Here is a 20283-nt window from a genome sequence, read left to right on the forward strand (position 1 = left end):
TCCCTTTACTCGTTGGCACCCTTGACCATCTGCCGGAACCAGGCGCGATGGTGCCGCCAGGCCCAACCCCAAGTGACGTCGCCGCGCGTCATCGCGCGCACCGAACCCTTCACCCAGATGGCCGCGTAGATGTGCACGATGATGGACGTGATGGCGACGAAAGCGCACGCAGCGTGCACCAGCGCCGCTGCACGCACGACGCCGACGGGCAAAGAGAACCAGGCACGCCACAGGCCGATTCCCGAGAGCAGCAGACCGACGGCGCTCAGCACCAGCACATAGAAGAGCGCCTTCTGCAAGGCGTTGTAGCGCCCCACCTCGGGCAGATGCTCCTCGCGGTTGGCGAGCACGTCGGGGAAGTGCTTCAGCCACTGCGCATCCTTCGCCTCCCAGGCGTTGTGCCGCGCCAGACGCAGCGCGAGCACGGCGAAGCAGACGAAGAACACCACCCCGATGTACGGATGCAGCACCCGCGCCCAGTAGCCGCCGCCGAGCAGGTCCGAGAGGAAGAAGAACGCCGGATGATAGAACGCCAGCCCCGAGAGCGCGAGCAGGATGAAGGTGATCGCCACCACCCAGTGGTTGCTGCGCTCGCTGGCGCTGTAGCGCGGCAGAGTCCGCGGTCGTGTGGTCTCACTCATGGGACACCTCCTTCTCGGCGCGGTGCTCGTCCTCCTCGCTCGTCTCGGCCGGACCGACGCGCATGTAATGGAAAAAGCCCACCAGCGCGGCGAGCGCCATCGCCGCCATGCTCAAGGGCTTGGCCACCCCTTTCCACAGCGACACCGTGGGGCTGATCTGCGGGTCTTTCGGCAACCCACTGTAGAGGGTGGGTTGATCGGCATGGTGCAGCACGTACATCACATGCGTGCCGCCCACGCCGGCCGGATCGTAGAGCCCGGCGTTGGCGTAGCCGCGGGATTTGAGATCGGCGATGCGCGCCTGGGCGTGCTCCTTCATCTCTTCCTTGGTGCCGAACTCGATCGCCCCCGTGGGACAGGTCTTGACGCAGGCCGGCTCCTGTCCCACGGCGACACGGTCGGAACACAGGGTGCACTTGTACGCCTTGTGGTCCTTCTTCGAGAGGCGCGGCACGTTGAACGGGCAGCCCGTGACGCAGTAGCCGCAGCCGATACAGTTCTCCTCGTGAAAATCCACGATCCCGTTGGCGTACTGCACGATCGCCCCCGGCGAGGGGCAGGCCTTGAGGCAACCCGGATCTTCGCAGTGCATGCAGCCATCCTTACGGATGAGCCACTCGAGATCTCCTTGAGGGTTCTCGTATTCGGCAAAGCGCATCACCGTCCACGAATGCTCGGTGAGATCGGCCGGGTTGTCGTAGACGCCGATGTTGGTGCCGATCTCGTCGCGCAGGTCGTTCCACTCCATGCACGCCGTCTGGCACGCCTTGCAGCCGATGCACTTGGAGACGTCGATGAGCTTGGCCACCGCGCCCACGCTCGGCTCGCGCACCGAAGGGGTGGGCGAAGTGGTGGCGGAGCGCCGCTTGATGTCGAGAGATTGCAATGCCATGGCCGCGCTCCTATGCCTTTTCCACTTTTACCAGGAAGGACTTGAATTCCGGCGTCTGGATGTTGCCATCGCCCACCGAAGGCGTGAGCGTGTTCGCCAGGAACCCCGGCTTGGCGATGCCCACGAACCCCCAGTGGATGGGAATGCCCACGTGGTGCACCGTCTTGCCCTCGATCGTCAGCGGCCGGATGCGCTTGGTCACCAGGGCGACCGCCTTGATGTAGCCGCGCTTGGACGAGACCTTGACGCGCTCGCCGTTGGCGATGCCCAGCTCCTTGGCGAGCGCCTCGCCGATCTCGACGAATTGCTCCGGCTGGACGATGGCGTTCAGACGCACGTTCTTCGTCCAGTAGTGGAAGTGCTCGGTGAGCCGGTAGGTGGTCGCCACGTGAGGGAATTCCTCCACCTTGCCCATGTCGGCCAGATCACGCGCGAACACCCGCGCCGCCGGGTTGCTGGTGGCCGCCGGCGTTTTCGGATGCAGCGGGTTGTAGCCGAGCGGCGTCTCGAACGGCTCGTAGTGCTCGGGGAACGGGCCCTCGGCCATGCCGGCGCGGGCGAAGAATCGCGCCACCCCTTCCGGGTTCATGATGAAAGGCCCCATCCCGGAGTCGGGTGGCTCGTCGACCTTGAAATCCGGCACGTCCGCCCCGGCCCACGCCTTGCCGTTCCAGTAGATGAGCTTGCGCTGCGGATCGAACGGTCGGCCCTGCAGGTCGGCGCTCGCCCGGTTGTAGAGGATGCGCCGGTTCGCCGGCCAGGCCCAGGACCAGCCGAGCGTCTGGCCGATACCGGTGGGGTCGCTGTTGTCGCGTCGCGCCATCAGGTTGCCCGTCGGCCCCCAGCTGCCCGAGAAGATCCAGCAGCCGCAGGCGGTGCTGCCGTCATCGCGCAGCTCCGCGAAGCCGGCGAGCTGCTCGCCGGCGCGGCGCACGATTCTCGCCGGATCCTTGGGATCGGGCAGGTCGACCAGCGCCTTGCCGGAGTACTCCTTGGCGAGCTCTTCGGGCGTGGGGTTCGCCTCGTTGGCGTAGGGCCACCAAAGGTCGAGGATGGGCGCCGGGAAAGCGCCGCCCTCGCGGCGGTAGCGCTCGCGGATGCGCAGGAAGAGCTCGGCCATGATCTCGATGTCGCTGCGCGCCTCGCCCGGCGGTTCAGCCCCCTTCCAGTGCCATTGCAGCCAGCGCCCGGAATTGACGAGCGAGCCGTCTTCCTCGGCAAAACAGGTCGTGGGCAGCCGGAACACCTCGGTCTGGATCTTCGACGGATCGACGGGGTTCGATTCGCCGGCGTTGCGCCAGAATTCCGAGGTCTCGGTGGCGAGCGGATCCATCACCACCAGGTACTTGAGCTTGGCGAGCCCCTCCAGCACCTTGGCCTTGTTCGGCGCTGCCGCCAGCGGGTTGAACCCCTGGCAGATATAGCCGTTCATCTTGCCCTGCGCCATGAGCTCGACGACCTGCAGCAGGTCGTAGAGCTTGTCGAGCTTGGGCAGATAGTCGTAGGCCCAGTTGTTCTCGGCCGTGGCGGCCTTGCCCCACCAGGCCTTCATGAGGCTCACGAAGAACTTGGGATAGTTCTGCCAGTAGCTCATCTGGTTGGGGCGCAGCGGCTTGAGCGTGCGCGCGGCCAGATACTGGGGCAATTCCTGCTCGGCTTCATTGGGCAGCGTGAGATAGCCCGGCAAGAGGTTGGACATCAACCCCAGGTCGGTGAGCCCCTGGATGTTGGAGTGTCCGCGCAGGGCGTTGATGCCGCCGCCGGGCATGCCGATGTTGCCCAGGAGCAGCTGCATCATGGCCGCGGTGCGGATGATCTGCGCTCCGATCGAGTGCTGCGCCCAACCGAGCGCGTAGAGAATGGTGGCGACGCGGTTGGCCGGCGCGGTGGAGGCGAGCATCTCGCAGATCTGCAGGAACTTCGCCTGCGGCGTGCCGCAGACGCGTTCGACCGTCTCCGGCGTGTAGCGCGCATAGTGCTGCTTCATGAGCTGATAGACGCAGCGCGGGTGCTGCAAGGTGGGATCGGTCTTGACGTAGCCGTCCTCGCCGCGCTCGTAGTCCCAGCTCGACTTGTCGTAGCGACGTTTCTCGGCGTCGTAGCCGGAGAAGAGACCGTTCTCGAACGAGAAGTCTTCCCGCACGATGAACGACAGATCGGTGTAGTTGCGCACGTATTCGTGCTGGATCTGGTCTTTCTCCAGCAGATAGCGGATCACCCCGCCCAGGAAGACGATGTCGGTGCCGGTGCGGATCGGCGCATAGACGTCGGCCACCGAGGCCGAACGCGTGAAGCGCGGATCGACGACGATGAGCTTGGCGCCGCGGTGCGCCTTGGCTTCGGTCACCCATTTGAAACCGCAAGGGTGCGCCTCGGCGGCGTTGCCGCCCATGATGAGGATGATGTCGGCGTTCTTGATGTCGACCCAGTGGTTCGTCATCGCACCACGGCCGAACGTCGGGGCAAGACCTGCCACCGTCGGGCCGTGTCAGACACGCGCCTGGTTGTCGAACGCGAGCATCCCCAGACTGCGCACGATCTTGTGCGTCAGATAGGCGGTTTCGTTGCTGGAGGCCGAAGCTGCGAGCATGCCGGTGGTGAGCCAGCGGTTGACGGTCTTGCCCTCGGCGGTCTTCTCGACGAAATTGGCGTCGCGGTCGGCTTTCATCAGCGCGGCGATGCGATCGAGCGCCTCGTCCCAGGAGATCGTCTGCCATTTGTCTGAACCCGGCGCACGGTACTGCGGCTGCTTGAGCCGGTTCGGGCTGTGGATGAAATCGATGAGCGAGGCGCCCTTCGGGCACAGCGTGCCGCGATTGACCGGATGGTCGGCATCGCCCTCGATGTGCACGATGGTGGTCTTGACGTTTTTCGCGCCATCGCCCAGCCCGTACATCAGGATCCCGCACCCCACCGAGCAGTAGGGACAGGTATTGCGCGTCTCGGTCATGCGCGCGAGCTTGTATTGGCGCACCTCGGCCAGAGCCGCTTCCGGCGCCAGGCCCAACGCCGCCATGCTCGAGCCCGAGAGCATGGCAGCGGTGACCTTGAAGAACTGCCTTCGGTTCATCCCGTTCATGGGTCTCCCCTTGGGTTTTTCGTTTCTACCTCGGCAAAGCGACACCGAAAACGGCCTCGCTCCACCCCCTGTACGGCCTGCGGCGGCCCCGCCTTCATGCACGAGGCGGCCGAGGACGATCATCCTTCCAGACGGACATCGCATCCATCGGGTCGATGGTTCGATTTGTAAGACAAGGTTTGATGCAAGTCAACCTCGCAGTGCACAAGCGTTTCCCTGCCGGCGATTTTCGCACACCCGAAGCGCTGCGCCCGTCGTCTCGTCTATACTGAATCACGATCGGCTCTGTGGCGTCCAGATCTCATGAAAGCGATGCTCCTCACCCGCCCCGGCGCGACGCTCGAATGCGTCGAACTCCCTTCCCCTCGGCCCGGCCCCGGCGAGATCCGGCTGAAAGTGCTCGCCTGCGCCGTGTGCCGCACCGACCTGCACGTGATCGACGGTGAGCTGCCCCACCCCAAGCTGCCGCTCGTACTCGGCCACGAAATCGTCGGACGCGTACTCGAAGTGGGCGAAGGCGTGACGCGCTTTCGCGTGGGCGATCGCGTGGGTGTGCCCTGGCTCGGCGGGGCCTGCGGTACGTGCCGCTACTGCCGGCGCGGGCAGGAGAACCTGTGCGAATCGGCCATCTTCACCGGCTACACGCGCGACGGCGGCTTTGCCGAGGAGACGCTGGCCGACGCCCGCTTCTGCTTTCCCATCCCCGGGCGCTACGGCGACGCCGAGGCCACGCCCTTGCTGTGCGCCGGACTCATCGGCTGGCGTACCTACGCCAAGGCGGGCGCGAACCTCGAACGCGTCGGCATCTACGGCTTCGGCGCCGCGGCGCACCTCATCGCCCAGGTGGCCATACACCAAGGCAAGCGCATCTACGCTTTCACGCGCCCGGGGGACGTCGCCGCCCAGGAATTCGCCCGGCGCCTGGGTGCCTGCTGGGCGGGCGGTTCGGACGAACCGCCGCCCGAGCCGCTCGATGCCGCACTCATCTTCGCCCCCGTGGGCGAGCTCGTGCCGCAGGCGCTGCGCGCCACCGACAAAGGCGGCACGGTGGTGTGCGGCGGCATCCACATGAGCGACATTCCCTCCTTCCCCTACCGCTGGCTGTGGGAAGAGCGAACGCTCACCTCGGTGGCCAACCTCACGCGCGCCGACGGCGAAGCCTTCATGAAGCTCGCCGCCGAGGTGCCGCTACATCCGGCCGTCACCTGCTACCCCCTCACGGCGGCCAACGAGGCCATCGCCGACCTGCGCGCGGGCCGCGTGAACGGCGCGGCGGTGCTCATTCCGTAACCAGGCGATCCGCCCGGCTATAGACGGTCGCCCCTTCGCCGCGCACGAACCCCAACAAGGTGATGCCTGCCTCCTCGGCCAGACGCACTGCCAGGGCCGTGGGCGCCGACACCGCCGCGAGCACGCCGATGCCGGCCACCGCCGTCTTCTGCACCAGTTCGAAACTCGCCCGGCTCGACATGAGCGCCATCGCCACCGCCCCCGTGCGCAGCAGCCCGGCGCGCGCCGCGGCCCCGATCGCCTTGTCGAGCGCGTTGTGCCGCCCCACGTCCTCTCGCACCAGCAGGAGCGAGCCGTCGGCCGCGGCGAGCGCCGCCGCGTGCGTGGCCCCGGTGGCCTCATGCAACGGCTGCCGCGCGCGCAAGGAGCGCATCGCCCCGAGTACGGCCGCAAGCGGCACCCCCCCACCCTGCGGCACGCCCGGCACGGGGCGCACTGCTTCGGCGAGCGACTCGATGCCGCACAGGCCGCATCCCGTGCGCCCGCTCAAGGCGCGCCGCCTCGCCTTGAGGCGCGCGAAGCGCTCGCTGGCGACTTCGATCCGCACGATCACCCCCACTTCGCCGGATGCGAGTTCGAGATCATAAATTTCGGCTGGACCCTCGACGATCCCCTCGGTGAGCGAAAACCCCAGGGCGAAGTCCTCCAGATCGGCGGGCGTGGCGAGCATCGTCGCATAGGCGATGCCGTTGTATTCGAGCGCCACCGGTGTCTCCTCGGCGAGCACGTCTTCTTCGGGCAAGGGCTCGAGGCGCGACGTGCGCACGCGCAATACCACCTTGTGGATCCGGGGCTGCCCTTTCGCACTGCACTCGTCATTTACTGACATCATCTTCAGCCCTCTTCCCTCGCCCTTTGCCGAACCAGAACGCCGCCTTCTTCTGCGCCCTGCGGCAGCTATCGTCTACAATGCGCAGACAAGCAAAAATATCTTCAAACATTTTTCATCATCAGCGCAACAGGAGGAGTTCCCATGTCCTACGTCGTCAAGGTGGTCTTCGGGCCCGACCGCGAGTATGAGTTCTACACCAACGCCGAGGCGGTCGAAGCGCTCGATCGCAACGTCGCCCGCGACTGGTTGGTGCGGGAAATGGAAGCGCTCGAGTGCGACGCCCCCAATCCCATGGGCAAGGTGCTCGTGGTCGATCTGATCCTCAACCTGGCCAAATGCGCCGGAGAGGCGCGCTTTGCCGAGGGCGGCGAATGGGCGCAGACCTTCGCCCAGGTGGTGGCGCGCCTGCTCGATCGGCCGGTGGCACGCATCGACGTCGAGAATTTCACCGTCGGCTGAACTTTCCCCTAGGCCGCAGGAATGCGGGCGAGCCTCCGTTCCCGCCCTGCGGCCTCCGGCCTCAAGCGCGCCGGCCGATGCGGGCGATCGCCAGCGCCGCGAGGAAATTGAGGTCTTCCTGTACCGGTCGGCCCTGATCGTCGAAGCCGCGCCATTCGCGCACCTCGATGTCGAGCAACCCACACAGCGTGGTGAAATCGGCCACGGTGAAGAAGCGTACGTTGGGCGTGTTGAACCACTGGTGCGGCAGGCTCTCCGAGACGGGCATGTGCCCCTCGAGGATGCTCTTCCTGTGCTTCCAGAAGGCGAAGTTGGGGAAACTCACGATCGCCTCGTGCCCCACGCGCAGCATCTCCTGCAAGATGCCCTGCGTGTTGTGCATCGCCTGCAGCGCCTGGCTCATGATGACGTGGTCGAAATGCCCGTCCTGCAGGTCGGCGAGCCCCTCATCGAGGTCGCTCTGGATCACGTTGATGCCGCGCTCGATGCAGGCGACGATGCGCGCTGGATCGTTCTCGATGCCGTAGCCCACCACCCCCTTGGTGTCGATGAGGTGGCGCAGCAGCACCCCGTCGCCGCAGCCCAAGTCGAGCACGCGCTCGCCCGGAGCGATCCATTCGGTGAGCGCCACGAGGTCGGGGCGCAGGGTCGAACGGCGCCCGGGTTCGCGGTCGGAAATCGCCATGGTCACACCTCGATCCGGTTGAAGTAGGCGCGCAGCACCGCGTGGTAGCGCGGGTGCTCCAGCAGGAAGGAATCGTGCCCGGCCTTGCTGTCGATCTCGGCGTAGCACACGTCTTTCTCCGAGTGCACCAGCGCCGAGACGATCTCGCGGCTGCGCGCCGGCGAGAAGCGCCAGTCGGTGGTGAAGGCCACCACGAGGAAAGCCGCCTCGGCGCGCGCGAAGGCCGCCGCCAGATCCCCGCCATAGTCGGCCGCCGGATCGTAGTAGTCCAGCGCCCGGGTAGTGAGGAGGTACGTGTTCGCATCGAAGAAGCGCGCGAACTTGTCCCCCTGGTAGCGCAGATAGGACTCGATCTCGAACTCAATGTCGTAGGAGTAGCGCATGATGCCGTGGCGCAATGCCCGGCCGAATTTCTCGGCCATGGCGTCGTCCGATAAATAGGTGATGTGCCCGATCATGCGCGCCAGCCTCAGCCCCTGCTTGGGCACCACGCCGTGCTCGTAGTAATTGCCGCCGTGGAAATCCGGGTCCGACAGGATGGCCTGGCGCGCCACCTCGTTGAAGGCGATGTTCTGCGCCGAGAGCTTGGGGGCGGTGGCGATCGCCAGTACGTGACGCACGCGCTCGGGATACTGCAGCGACCAGGAGAGTGCCTGCATCCCGCCGAGCGAGCCCCCGATCACCGCGGCGAAGCGTTCGATGCCCAGCCGATCGGCGAGCCGCGCCTGGGCATTGACCCAGTCCTCCACCGTCACGAAAGGGAAATCCGCCCCCCAGGGTTTGCCGGTGGCCGGATTGATCGACACCGGCCCGGTCGAACCGAAGCAGCCGCCGAGGTTGTTCACCCCGATGACGAAGAATTTCTCGGTGTCGAGCGGCTTGCCCGGCCCGACGAGGTTGTCCCACCAGCCGACGTTGTGCGGATCGTCACGATAGACCCCGGCGACGTGGTGCGAACCCGACAGCGCATGGCATACGAGCACGGCGTTGCTGCGTGCGGCGTTCAGCGTCCCGTAGGTCTCGTAGACCAGATCGTACTGCGGCAGAACCCGCCCGGCCTTGAGCGGCAGCGGCTCGTCGAAATGCGCTTTTTGCGCTTCGACGAAGCCGACGGAACGAGGATGCGTCATGCGGCGGCTCCCAAAAACGAAAAAGCCCGGCGACATGCGGGCGCCGGGCGCTCCCGCTTTAGCTGCATTTGTAAGGCGCCCGCAAGCTGAGGCTCAAATCGGCGCCGTATCGTTTAACCAAACCATAGCGTGCCTACCCGGGGATGTCAAGGCGAGCTGGCCTCGCAAAAACCATGACGCCGACAGGATTGATCTTGGAACAAAAGGATCGTTATAATGGCTTAAATTAGTTAGCCAATAATGACGATGAACACGACCGACCACTTCGGCGTTCTCCTGCATGAGGTCGCCCGCTCCTGGCGAACCGAGCTCGACCGGCGTCTGCGCCATCTTGGTCTGTCGCAGTCGCAATGGCTGGTGCTGATCAAGTTGCCCGAAGAAGGGCTCACGCAGACCGCGCTCGCGCGCAAAGTGGGAATCGAAGGCTCGACCCTCGTGCGCCTGCTCGACCGCCTGCAGGCCAACGGCTGGATCGAGCGGCGAGACGTCCCCGGCGATCGACGCGCCAAACGCGTCGTCCCCACCGCCAAGGCCAAAACGCTGCAGCACGAAGTCGCCGTGATCGCCCAGGCACTGCGCGAGCAGCTGCTCGCCGGCATCGATCCTGCGCGCGTGGCCATCGCCGCTGAAGTTCTATCGCAGCTACGCCAAAAACTCGAGAACCTCCATGATTGACCGCGTCAAGAACGTCAAGTCCACCCTCGCCGCCCATCCCAGGATCCGCCGCGCATCCATCCTCCTTGCATCGCTCGCGCTCATCGCCTGGATCGGCAGCATCGTCCACTACCGCCTCACCCACGTCGAAGAGATCGACGCCCGCGTAGCCACCGAAATGATCACCATCGCCCCGCGCCTCCCAGGCTGGCTGGTCGAACGCCCAGTGATGGAGGGGGATCGCATCCAGAAAGGGCAGACCCTGGCGGTACTCTACCGCGATCCCTCCCGCCTGCAGGCGCAGTCCCAGGAGGCGGCGCTCGGAGCCGCCGAGAAGGAAATCGAGCGGCTGGAACACCTCCTTGCCGAGCAGCGCGCCTCCACCCAAGCCGCCGTCATGGAAGCCGAGAGCGGCGTGAAGACGGCCGAAGAAGCCCTCAAGGCGGCGCAGATCCAGCGCGCCAACGCCGAGAGCGACTACCGGCGCAGCGCCGCGCTGGTGAAATTGCACGCCGTGCCCGAGCAAGAGGCCGAGCATGCCGAAAACGCCTACAAGGTCGCCAAGCAGAACGAGGCCAGCGCCCAGGCCAACCTCGAAGCCGCCAAGGCCCGACTGGCGCGGGCGCGTGCCGATGCCCGACTCGGCTCGCTCGAACGCCAGCTCGAACAGGCCAGAGTGCATCGCGACCAGGTGCTGGCCGAGCGCGACCTCGCCCGGCTTAACCTTGAAGACCTCACCCTCACCGCCCCCATCGACGGCGTGGTCGACCGCACGTTTTCCAACGAAGGCGACTACGTCTCCGCCAGCCAGCGCGTGATGCTCATTCACGATCCCGAGGCCGTCTGGGTCGAAGCCAACATCAAGGAGACCAAGATCGCCGACGTGCGCCCGGGGCAGCCGGTGGAAGTAACGATCGACGGCATTCCCGGCCGGGTTTTCCACGGCGAAGTCTGGCTGATCGGCAACGCCGCCACCAGCACCTTTCAGCTCTTGCCCAATCCCAACCCTTCCGGCAACTTCACCAAGATCACCCAGCGCATCCCGGTGCGCATCCGCGTGAAGCAGGAAGACGGGCTCCTCAAACCCGGCATGATGGCCGTGGTGTCGATCGATGTCCGCCACTGACGAACTCTCCGGTTTCTTCGAGCGCTTTGGATCGGCCTATCGCTGGTTCGTCATCACGACGACGCTCATGGGCACGATCACGGTCGTGCTCTCTTCGACCATCGTGAACGTGGCGTTGCCCGACATCATGGGCGCCTTCGGCATCGGCCAGGACCAGGCGCAATGGATGTCGACCGGGTTCCTCGCGGCGATGACCGCCTCCATGCTCGTCAACGCCTGGCTCAACGACGCCATCGGCATCCGGGCCACCTTCGTCGGCTCCATGGCCCTTTTTGCCGCCGCCTCGGTGCTCGGAGGGCTCGCGCCCAACGAGAACGTGCTCACCTTCGCCCGCGTCGCCCAGGGGATCGCCGCCGGCATCATCCAGCCGCTGGCGATGATCATGATCTTTCGCGTCTTTCCGCCCGAGGAACGCGGCACCGCCATGGGCATCTACGGCATCGGCGTGGTGCTCGCGCCGGCGGTCGGCCCGGTGCTGGGTGGCTGGCTCATCGACAACTACGACTGGCGCTACGTCTTCTACATGGGGCTGCCCACCTCCTTTCTCGGCATGCTGCTGGGTACCATCTTCCTGCCTACGCGGTTGAGCGGCGGCAAACGGCGCCGTTTCGATTCCTTCGGATTCGTGCTGCTCGCCGCCTTCCTCGTCACTTCGCTCTACGCGCTCGCCAACGGGCAGCGCGAGGGGTGGAATTCGGACATCATCGTCGGCACAGGGGCACTGAGCCTTGCCCTCTTCCTCTCCTTCATCGTCTGGCTCGCGCGCCGCGCCGAGCCCTTGGTGAGCCTGCGCGTGTTCGCCTTTCGTCGCTACAGCGCCGCCTCGCTCGTCGCTTTTCTCTATGGGGCGGGGCTGTACGGCTCGACCTACCTCATCCCACTCTTCCTGCAGACCGTGCAGGGCTATACGCCGACGCGCTCGGGGCTGTTGCTGATGCCGGCAGGACTCGTCCTCGGCCTCGTTTTTCCCATCGCCGGGCGACTCACCGACCGGCTGCCCGCCTATCTGCTGGTCTGCGCCGGCCTTTTCCTCTTCGGACTCTCGAACCTACTCCTCTACGAAATCGACGTCGACATCCCTTTCTGGGACATGGCGCTGATGGTGCTGCTGGGGCGCATCGGGCTCGGCGTGATGATGCCGGCCCTGAACGCCGGGGCGCTCTCGGCGCTCCCTGCCGAACTGCTCGCCCAGGGGACGGGGACGATCAACTTCATGCGCCAGCTCGGCGGCGCGTTCGGCGTGAGCCTGCTGTCGGCCGCCGTGGAGATCCGTTTCGCTTTCCATTCCGCAGCGCTCACCGCCACGCAGACCGAGGCCAACAGCACGACGATGTACGTGATCCAGCTGATCGAACAAATCAACGCGATGGCCGGCGTGCCCGCTGCGTACGCCTACCAGATGGGGGGCGCCTTGAATTTTCTCGACAAGGTGCTCGCGGCCAAAGCCCAGAGCATGGCCTACAGCGACGGTTTCGCCATCGTCGGCATCGTGTTCCTGCTGTCACTGCTGCCGGGCTATTTGATGAAAGGGCGCCGCTGAAACGGCGATGCAACGCCGCACCGGCTACACTGAACGTCAGGCCACATCAGGAGGCATCATGACTTACCGTACCATCGTGTTCGCCTACGACGGCAGCGCCGAAGGGCAGGCGGCCTTGGCCGAAGGAATCGAGCTCGCCAGACTCGTGGGGGCGCGCTGCCACCTGCTCGCCGTGATGGCGGTGCCACGGGAAGCCAAGTATGCGCAAGTAGTGGTGCCCGAAGACTGCCTCGACGAAGATTGCGCCCGCACCCACCGCATCCTCCAGGAAGGCATCGAGCGCTTCAAGGACGCAGGACTGGAGGTCGATGGCGTCATCCGCGTGGGCGAGGCGGCGCCGGTGATCGGGGAGTATGCTGCAGAAGTCGAAGCCGATCTGGTGGTGGTCGGTCACCGCCGGCGGGGGCCGCTCGATCGCTGGTGGCACGGCTCGGTCGGGCACTCGCTGCTCGATTCCCTGCCCTGCAGCCTACTCGTGGCCATGCCGCGATCAGAAGAGGCGAACGGCTAGCGCAACAGGGCAGCGAGCGCCTGCGCGATCAGCGGCGCCACGCTCACGGCGTTCGTGGGATGCGCGATGGTGTCGGTGCTCCAGATCGCTCCGGCACCGGCCGCGCGCACCGTCTCCAGGGCATCTTCGACGAAAAGGGCGTGGGTCACCGCCACGTCTACCGTCGCCGCCCCCGCCGAGCGCAGAGCCCGCACGGCCTGAGCGAGCGTGCGCCCGGTGCTCGCCACGTCGTCGAGCACCACCGCCGCCCGGCCGCGCACGTTCAGCCCCTCGGGCAGGGTCACCGCCACATCCCGGTCGCCGCGCCGTTCCTTTCGCCCCACGGCGTATTCCAAGCCCGAGGCGTGCGCCGCCGCCTCCACCCAGGCGCGCGACTCCTCGTCGGGGCCGACGAGGAGCGGCCGCCCCCGCTCACGCGCCGCGAGTTCGCCCAGCAGCGGCGCGGCGCACAAGGCGAGCGCCGGCGTCACCGGAACGGCCTCGTCGAGCCGGGCGATGCGGTGCAGGTGCGGATCGACGGTGACGAGCGCCTCGACGCAGGAGGCGACGAAGCGCCCCACCACGAAAGCACTCGCCACTTCGCCCGGGGCAAACGCCTTGTCCTGCCGCAGATAGGGGAAATAGGGCGCCACCAGCACGATGCGCCGCACGCCGGCTTCGTGCAGACCGGCACTGGCGAGCAGCAGTTCGACGAGCTTCTCGTTGGGACGATCGAGCCCGCGCAGCAGCACCACCTTCTCCGGTAGCCGCTCGGGCAGGCGCAACTTGATCTCCTCGTCGGGGAAACGGTGACGCTCGATCGGCGCCGCTTCCAAGCCGGTCGCTGCGGCCAGCCGCCGGGCGAAACCCTCTTCCTCGGGGAAAAAGAGCAGCATCAGAACTCCGTATAGACTTCGACGATGTCGGAGGCGACCCCGATGCGGTAGCCCGTGGCCCGTTCGCAGCTGCGCCGCGCGAATACCAGATCGGCCGGATACTGGGCATAAACTCGATAGAGAGGTTCGCCCTGAGTGACCGGATCGCCCAGTTTCTTGAAGAGATCCACGCCCGCGCCCTTGACCTTGGGCGCGCCGGCCTGGCGGGCGATCTGCGCCAGATGCAGGTTGTCGATGTCGACCACGACGCCGTCGGCGGGCGCAGTCACCTCGAACCATTGCGAGGCCAGCGGCGGAGCGTGATGATCGAAGGGTTTTTCCCCCTGCGCCTTGATGATGGCGCGCATCTTGGCAAGCGCCCGACCCGAGTCGAGGATGTCGCGGGCGATGGCGAACCCTTCGCCGCCGCGCACGTCCGGGTCGAACTCGATCACCCGGCCGGCGAGCCGCAACGCTTTCTGGCGCAGATCGATGGGGGCGAGCGGATCGTTTTCCAGCACGCGCATCACGTCGCGCGCCTCCAGCACCGGCCCGATGCCGAATCCCACCGGCTGGCGCCCGTCGGTGATGACCACGTCGATCACCAGCCCCAGGCGGCGCGCCACGTACTCGAAGAGCTTGCGCAGCTGCAGCGCCTCGCGCATCGTGCGCACCTTGGCCGTCGGCCCCAATGGGATGTCGAGCACGAGGTGCGTCGAGCCCGCTGCCACTTTCTTTGAGAGAATGGAAGCCACCATCTGCCCCGGGGCATCGATCGCCAGGGGCCGTTCCACCGAGATGAGCACGTCGTCGGCCGGGGACAGATCCGCCGTTCCGCCCCAGGCGAGACAGCCGCGCAGCTGGCGCACGATCTGCTCCATCTTCTCGAACGGCAGCTCGACTTCGGCGAGCACCTCCATGGTGTCGGCGGTACCAGCCGGCGAGGTGATGGCGCGCGAAGACGTCTTGGGGCAGAGCATTCCATGCGCCGCCACGATGGGCACCACCAGCATGGAAGTGCGGTTGCCGGGGATGCCGCCGATGCAGTGCTTGTCGACCACCGGGCGCTCGTGCCAGTCGAGCCGCCGTCCGACTTTCGTCATAGCGTCGGTGAGGAAATACACCTCCTCGCGGTCGAGCTCGTTGTGGTGCGTAGCCACCACGAAGGCAGTGAGCTCGATCTTGGAATAATGCCGCTCGGCGATGTCGCGCACGATGCCCAAGAATTCTTGGGGACGCAGGCGCTCGCCGGCGAGCTTGCGCCGCAAGGCGCCCATGGATTCCGGCGGCTCGGCCTGCGCCACCGTCACCTGCGCCCCCTCGGGCAAGCCCAGCTGGGCGAAGGCCTCGAGCGAGAGCCCGATCTCGTCCACACCCACCAGGCGATCATCGTCGACCACATTGAGCGTGGCGAGGACGTGCCGCTCGCCGTCCTGCCCCACCTCGATCTTCGCCAGCGCCTGGAACCCCTCGGCGCGCACCACCGAACACTCGCGGTGCAGATAGGCGACGTTCTCGCGGTAGGTGTCGATGGCCACGCGGCGCAGCGCCAAACGCACCGCATTCTCGGTCATCGATGGGTCACTGTTTTCAGCCATCTTCTTTCCTCCTCTGGCGGCGCAATCCCTGTGAGGCGCGGCAAGGGCTATCCTACAATGAAAACGACCGCTACCGCCGAAAGAGGAGTCGGACATATGGACAAACGCCGCGAAACCGACACGCTGGGAGAAGTCTGGGTCCCGGCCGACCGCTACTGGGGCGCTCAGACGCAGCGCTCGCTAGAGCATTTCCCCATCGGCGTGAAGAACCACCGCATGCCGCTGCCCGTCATCCGCGCCTTTGGCATCCTCAAGAAAGCGGCAGCGCAGGCCAATGCCGAGCTGGGGGAATTGCCGCGGGATCTGGCCGAGCTCATCGTGCGCGCTGCCCAGGAAGTGATCGAAGGAAAGCTCGACGAGCACTTCCCCCTCGTCGTCTTCCAGACCGGCAGCGGCACGCACAGCAACATGAACGCCAACGAAGTCATCGCCAACCGCGCCAACGAGCTCGCCGGCCAGCCCTTGGGAAGTAAATCCCCGGTGCATCCCAACGATCACGTCAACCGCGGCCAGTCCTCGAACGACACCTTCCCCACGGCGATGTACGTGGCCACGGTGCTCGAACTGCGCCGCCACCTCTATCCGGCGGTGGAGACGCTGCGCGACACGCTGGCGCGCAAGACCGAGGAATACGCCGAACTCGTCAAGACCGGACGCACCCACCTCATGGACGCCGCCCCCATCACCCTGGGGCAGGAGATCGGCTCCTGGGTGGCGCAGATCGAGGACGCCCTCGCCTTCCTGCGCCTGGCCGAAGAGGGCTTGCACGAGTTGGCCATCGGCGGCACGGCCGTGGGCACCGGGCTCAACGCCCATCCGCACTTCGGGGAAGTATGCGCCGAATACATCGCGCGCGAGACAGGCCTTCCCTTTCGCAGCGCGCGCAACCGCTTCGCTGCGCTCGCCGCGCACGACGCGCTGGTCAACGTCTCGGCGGCCCTGCGCACCCTCGCCAATGCGCTCTTCAAGATGGCCAACGACGTGCGCTGGCTCGCCTCGGGGCCGGATGCAGGCATCGGCGAGCTGATCCTGCCGGCCAACGAGCCCGGTAGCTCCATCATGCCGGGCAAGGTCAATCCCACCCAGTGCGAGGCGCTCACCATGGTGTGCGTGCGCGTCTTCGCCAACGACACGGCCATCGCCTTTGCCGGCAACCAGGGCAACTTCCAGCTCAACGTCTATAAACCCCTCATGGCGCACGCGGCGCTCGAGAGCATCGAACTGCTGTCGCAGTCCATCCTCGCCTTCGAGCGCTACTGCGCCCGCGACATGCAGCCCAACCGCGAGCGCATCCGCGAGCACCTCGAACGCAATCTCATGCTGGTCACGGCGCTCAACCCCCACATCGGCTACGACAAGGCCGCCGCCATCGCCAAGAAAGCCGCGGCCGAGCGCAAGACGCTCAAGCAGGCGGCCGTCGAGCTGGGATACCTCACGGCCGAAGAGTTCGACCGCTGGGTCGATCCGCTCGCCATGACGCGGCCGGGCATGCACTGAACCGGAGATCCGCGGAGGAAACGCTATGAGTCAAGACGACGGCATCACCTTCCACCCCGACGGCAGCATACCCCAGCACGGCGAAGTCTTCGCCTTCGGCGCCAACCTCGCCGGCCGGCACGGCGGAGGCGCCGCGGCCGAGGCGGTACGCCGCTTCGGCGCCCAAATGGGCGTAGGCTGGGGCTACATGGGCACCCCGCCGCGGCACTCCTTCGCCATCCCCACGCTGGACGAGAACTTCGAGGTCCTGCCGCTCGAAGAGATCAAGCGCTACGTCGAGCGCTTCATCCAGTTCGTCGCCGAGCATCCGCAGCTGCGTTTCTTCATCACCCGCGTCGGTTGCGGCATCGCCGGCTACCGCGACGAGCAGATCGCCCCGCTCTTCCGGCCACTCATCGCCATCGGTCGCTGCTCGTTTGCCGAGCAATGGCGGCCGTACCTGCTCGAAGGGTGAAGGAAGGGTCAGCCGGCGTCTAGCCGCTCCAGCACCTGCCGCGCCGTCTCGCTCGCCTGCGCACGCTCTTGCGCGTCGAGCGCGGTCAGCGCCTGGCGCAGCCAGGGGTGCCAGAATCGCCGCAGATGCTCGAGCACGGTGGCCACCGGGTCCGGCTCGGCGCGGCAATTGGCACAGACGCGCTCGAGCATCGCGAGCAGGCGCGCCCGGTAAGCCGCAGAAGGCACGGCCACAGCCTCGGATCGGAGGTTTTCGGCCGGATTCACGCCGAAGCTCCTGCGGCGCGCTCGACCCGAACCGCCACGACCTTGTATTCCGGACAGTTGGTGGCCCAGTCCGAACCATCGGTCACCAAGACGTTGGTCTTCGAGGCGGGAAAATGGAAGGTGGTGAAGACCACCCCGGGCCGTACCCGTTCGCTTACCTTGGCGCGCAGACGGGTCTGCCCCATCCGGCTTTCGATGCACACTTCGTCTCCCTCGGCGATGCCGCGCGCCTCCGCGTCCTGGGGGTGGATCTCCAGCACGTCTGCGCTGCACCACACCCCATTGGCCGTGCGTCGGGTCTGGGTGCCGACGTTGTACTGCGCCAGCACCCGGCCGGTGGTGAGGAGCAGCTCCCGCCGCCCGTCGGGCCGCTCGCTCGTGGGAACGTATTCGGTGAGCACGAAACTGCCTTCGCCGCGCACGAACCGCTCTCGATGCATCAGCGGCGTGCCGTGCGGCGCTTCTTCGTTACAGGGCCACTGGACGCTACCCAGCCGTTCGAGCAGCGTGTAACTCACCCCGGAGAATTGCGGCGTGAGGCGCGCGATCTCGTCCATGATCTCGGAGAGGTGGGAATAGGCCATGGGGTATTCCATGGCCTGCGCCAGCCGCTGCGTGATCTCCCAATCCTCGAGCCCTGCCAAAGGCGGGATGGCGCGGCGCACCCGCGAGATGCGCCGTTCGGCGTTGGTGAAGGTGCCGTCCTTCTCGAGAAAGGAAGCGCCGGGCAAGAACACGTGTGCATAACGGGCCGTCTCGTTGAGGAAGAGATCCTGCACCACGACGCATTCCATCGCCTCGAGGGCGGCATGCACGTGCTCGAGGTCCGGTTCGGACTGCGCCAGGTCCTCGCCCTGGATGTAGATCCCCTTGAAACGCCCTTCGCGCGCCTCGGCGAGCATGTGCGGCAGGCGCAGCCCCGGCTCCGGGGAAATCGTCACCCCCCAATGAGCCTCGAACGCAGCCCGGGCGACGGGATCGGACACATGCCGATATCCAGGCAACTCATGGGGGAAAGCCCCCATGTCGCAGGCCCCCTGCACGTTGTTCTGCCCCCTGAGCGGATTGACCCCCACTCCGGGGCGGCCGATGTTGCCGGTAGCCATGGCCAGGTTGGCGATGGCCATCACCGTCGTGGCCCCCTGGCTGTGTTCGGTCACGCCCAGGCCGTAGTAGATGGCGGCGTTGTCGGCGCTGGCATAGCGCCGGGCGGCGGCGCGAACCTGCTCGGCCGCCACGCCCGTTTCGGCCTCGACGGCCTCGGGGGCATGGCGAGGATCGGCGATGAAGGCGCGCCACCGGGCGAAGGAGTCGGCCTCGCAGCGTTGCGCCACGAAGGATTCGTCGACCAGACCCTCGGTGACGATCACGTGCGCCATGGCATTGAGTAGGGCCACGTTCGTTCCAGGGCGCAGCGCCAGGTGGTACTCGGCGCGCACGTGGGGGCCATGCACCAGGCCGGTAGTGCGCGGGTCGATCACGATCAGCCGGGCGCCCTGGCGCAGGCGGCGTTTGAGCCGCGCGCCGAACACCGGGTGGGCCTCGGTGGGGTTGGCGCCGATCACCATGATGACATCGGCGTGATCGACCGAGGCGAAATCCTGCGTTCCAGCCGACTCGCCAAAGGTGCGCTTCAGGCCGTAGCCCGTGGGGGAATGGCACACGCGGGCGCAGTTGTCGACGTTGTTGTTGCCGAAGGCCGCGCGTACGAGTTTCTGCACCAGATAGACCTCTTCGTTGGTGCAGCGGCTGGAGGCCACGGCGCCGATGGCCTCGCGTCCGTAGCGCGCCTGAATGCGGCGGAATTCGGCCGCCACGTGGGCGATGGCCTCGTCCCAGCCCACTTCCCGCCAGGGCTCGTCGATCGAGCCGCGCACCAGCGGGCTTCTGACCCGGTCCGGGTGCGTGGCGTACCCGAAGGCGAAACGCCCCTTGACGCAGGAATGACCCTCGTTGGCGCGGCCGCGCCCGTCCGGCACCAAGCGTACCGGCACCTCGCCCTTGAGTTCCACGCGGAAGGAACAGCCCACGCCACAATAGGCGCAGGTGGTGACGACGGCGCGCTCGGGCAATCCTTCCTCGATCACGCGCTTTTCCATGAGCGCCGCCGTAGGGCAGGCTTGCACGCAGGCGCCGCACGAAACGCATTCGGAACCGAGGAACCCCTCGCCCTGCCCCGCGGTGACGGCGGCGGCGAAACCGCGCCCGGCCACGGTCAAGGCGAAACTCCCCTGGATCTCGTCGCAGGCGCGCACGCAGCGGGCGCACACGATGCACTTCTCGGCATCGAAAGCGAAATAGGGGTTGCTGCCATCGACCGGCATTCCGGCGTGCTTCTGTCCGCCGGCGGGATAGCGGATACGGCGCACGCCCACCAGGGCGGCCATCTCCTGCAACTCACAATCCCCGTTGGCACTGCAGGTGAGGCAATCGAGGGGATGGTCGGACAAATAGAGTTCCATCACGCCGCGCCGCAGCTCGGTCAAACGAGGGGTGTGGGTATGCACCACCATGCCCTCGGCCACGGGGGTGGTGCAAGACGCAGGATAGCCCCGCCCGCCTTCGATCTGCACCAGACACAAGCGACAGGAGCCGAAAGGTTCGAGCCGCTCGCTCGCGCACAGCCGGGGGATGCGGATACCGGCCTGCGCCGCGGCGCGCAGGAGGGAAGTGCCCTCGGGCGCCTCCACCGTCCGCCCGTCTATCGTCAGCCGCACGGTGGCAGCACCCAAGCGGGCGGGCGTGCCGAGATCGTCGTCGCACAAACGCATGGCC

The 20283-nt window shown here is 66.6% G+C and carries 18 protein-coding genes and 1 riboswitch; of the genes, 8 read left to right on the forward strand and 10 right to left on the reverse strand.

Annotated features, from left to right (window positions below; genetic code table 11):
* Positions 1–5: 5 nt before the first annotated feature.
* Genes ASC37_RS05150 through fdnG form a run of 3 tightly spaced genes read right to left on the reverse strand, consistent with a single transcriptional unit; the run spans position 6 to position 4612 of the window.
* Complete coding sequence (locus ASC37_RS05150; RefSeq protein ID WP_055423351.1) at positions 6–641, reverse strand: formate dehydrogenase subunit gamma; 636 nt, start codon at positions 639–641, stop codon at positions 6–8.
* Positions 634–1533: a formate dehydrogenase subunit beta gene (gene fdxH, locus ASC37_RS05155; RefSeq protein ID WP_055423352.1), complete on the reverse strand. Its 900-nt coding sequence runs from the start codon at positions 1531–1533 to the stop codon at positions 634–636. Before fdxH ends, ASC37_RS05150 begins: the two co-directional genes overlap by 8 nt.
* Before the next feature lie 10 nt (positions 1534–1543).
* Positions 1544–4612 carry a formate dehydrogenase-N subunit alpha gene (gene fdnG / locus ASC37_RS05160; RefSeq protein ID WP_141654650.1) on the reverse strand — a complete coding sequence of 1023 codons (3069 nt, stop codon included), beginning with the start codon at positions 4610–4612 and terminating at the stop codon, positions 1544–1546.
* 303 nt (positions 4613–4915) lie between these two features.
* Between fdnG and ASC37_RS05170 the strand changes: the two genes are divergently transcribed.
* Positions 4916–5902, forward strand: a complete 987-nt coding sequence (locus tag ASC37_RS05170; protein ID WP_055423355.1) for a zinc-dependent alcohol dehydrogenase family protein — start codon at positions 4916–4918, stop codon at positions 5900–5902.
* On the opposite strand, the gene fdhD is transcribed toward ASC37_RS05170, so the two are convergent.
* Positions 5892–6731 carry a formate dehydrogenase accessory sulfurtransferase FdhD gene (gene fdhD, locus ASC37_RS05175; protein WP_055423404.1) on the reverse strand — a complete coding sequence of 280 codons (840 nt, stop codon included), beginning with the start codon at positions 6729–6731 and terminating at the stop codon, positions 5892–5894. The two genes, ASC37_RS05170 and fdhD, sit on opposite strands and share 11 nt — an antisense overlap.
* 144 nt (positions 6732–6875) lie before the next feature.
* Here fdhD and ASC37_RS05180 point away from each other — a divergent pair, with 144 nt between their 5' ends.
* On the forward strand, positions 6876–7193 hold the full coding sequence (locus ASC37_RS05180) for a hypothetical protein (RefSeq protein WP_055423356.1): 318 nt from the start codon (positions 6876–6878) through the stop codon (positions 7191–7193).
* A gap of 61 nt (positions 7194–7254) precedes the next feature.
* Here the strand turns inward: ASC37_RS05180 and metW are convergent, their stop codons facing one another.
* Complete coding sequence (gene metW, locus ASC37_RS05185; protein WP_055423357.1) at positions 7255–7878, reverse strand: methionine biosynthesis protein MetW; 624 nt, start codon at positions 7876–7878, stop codon at positions 7255–7257.
* A 2-nt stretch (positions 7879–7880) separates the two neighbouring features.
* Complete coding sequence (gene metX / locus ASC37_RS05190) at positions 7881–9008, reverse strand: homoserine O-succinyltransferase MetX (RefSeq protein WP_055423358.1); 1128 nt, start codon at positions 9006–9008, stop codon at positions 7881–7883.
* Positions 9009–9045: 37 nt separating this feature from the next.
* Positions 9046–9123: riboswitch (SAM riboswitch) on the reverse strand.
* Between the two features lie 131 nt (positions 9124–9254).
* On the opposite strand from metX, the gene ASC37_RS05195 reads away from it, so the two are divergent.
* The 4 genes from ASC37_RS05195 to ASC37_RS05210 are packed head-to-tail and all read left to right on the forward strand — an operon-like array spanning position 9255 to position 12839.
* The gene (locus ASC37_RS05195) at positions 9255–9683 is read left to right on the forward strand and encodes a MarR family winged helix-turn-helix transcriptional regulator (protein ID WP_198289014.1); all 429 of its coding nucleotides are present in this window, start codon (positions 9255–9257) and stop codon (positions 9681–9683) included.
* Positions 9676–10788, forward strand: a complete 1113-nt coding sequence (locus ASC37_RS05200; RefSeq protein WP_055423360.1) for an HlyD family secretion protein — start codon at positions 9676–9678, stop codon at positions 10786–10788. Before ASC37_RS05195 ends, ASC37_RS05200 begins: the two co-directional genes overlap by 8 nt.
* Positions 10775–12328, forward strand: coding sequence for a DHA2 family efflux MFS transporter permease subunit (locus ASC37_RS05205; RefSeq protein ID WP_055423361.1), 1554 nt, complete (start codon positions 10775–10777; stop codon positions 12326–12328). Before ASC37_RS05200 ends, ASC37_RS05205 begins: the two co-directional genes overlap by 14 nt.
* A gap of 58 nt (positions 12329–12386) precedes the next feature.
* Positions 12387–12839 carry a universal stress protein gene (locus tag ASC37_RS05210; RefSeq protein ID WP_055423362.1) on the forward strand — a complete coding sequence of 151 codons (453 nt, stop codon included), beginning with the start codon at positions 12387–12389 and terminating at the stop codon, positions 12837–12839.
* Here ASC37_RS05210 and ASC37_RS05215 read toward each other — a convergent pair.
* Positions 12836–13714 (reverse strand): ribose-phosphate diphosphokinase, encoded by an 879-nt coding sequence (locus ASC37_RS05215; RefSeq protein ID WP_055423363.1) that lies wholly within the window; start codon positions 13712–13714, stop codon positions 12836–12838. The two genes, ASC37_RS05210 and ASC37_RS05215, sit on opposite strands and share 4 nt — an antisense overlap.
* Positions 13714–15291, reverse strand: a complete 1578-nt coding sequence (locus ASC37_RS05220) for a thymidine phosphorylase family protein (protein ID WP_055423364.1) — start codon at positions 15289–15291, stop codon at positions 13714–13716. Before ASC37_RS05220 ends, ASC37_RS05215 begins: the two co-directional genes overlap by 1 nt.
* A gap of 96 nt (positions 15292–15387) precedes the next feature.
* Between ASC37_RS05220 and fumC the strand changes: the two genes are divergently transcribed.
* Both fumC and ASC37_RS05230 read left to right on the forward strand, forming a co-directional pair.
* Complete coding sequence (gene fumC, locus ASC37_RS05225; protein ID WP_055423365.1) at positions 15388–16788, forward strand: class II fumarate hydratase; 1401 nt, start codon at positions 15388–15390, stop codon at positions 16786–16788.
* A 25-nt stretch (positions 16789–16813) separates the two neighbouring features.
* Positions 16814–17242 (forward strand): A1S_2505 family phage non-structural protein, encoded by a 429-nt coding sequence (locus tag ASC37_RS05230; protein WP_055423366.1) that lies wholly within the window; start codon positions 16814–16816, stop codon positions 17240–17242.
* An 8-nt stretch (positions 17243–17250) separates the two neighbouring features.
* Here ASC37_RS05230 and ASC37_RS05235 read toward each other — a convergent pair whose 3' ends face one another.
* Both ASC37_RS05235 and fdhF read right to left on the reverse strand, forming a co-directional pair.
* Positions 17251–17508, reverse strand: a complete 258-nt coding sequence (locus ASC37_RS05235; protein WP_055423367.1) for a formate dehydrogenase subunit delta — start codon at positions 17506–17508, stop codon at positions 17251–17253.
* Positions 17505–20279 carry a formate dehydrogenase subunit alpha gene (fdhF, locus tag ASC37_RS05240; protein WP_082438381.1) on the reverse strand — a complete coding sequence of 925 codons (2775 nt, stop codon included), beginning with the start codon at positions 20277–20279 and terminating at the stop codon, positions 17505–17507. Before fdhF ends, ASC37_RS05235 begins: the two co-directional genes overlap by 4 nt.
* Between the last annotated feature and the right edge of the window lie 4 nt (positions 20280–20283).

The organism is Tepidiphilus thermophilus (assembly GCF_001418245.1).
Taxonomy (GTDB): domain Bacteria; phylum Pseudomonadota; class Gammaproteobacteria; order Burkholderiales; family Rhodocyclaceae; genus Tepidiphilus; species Tepidiphilus succinatimandens.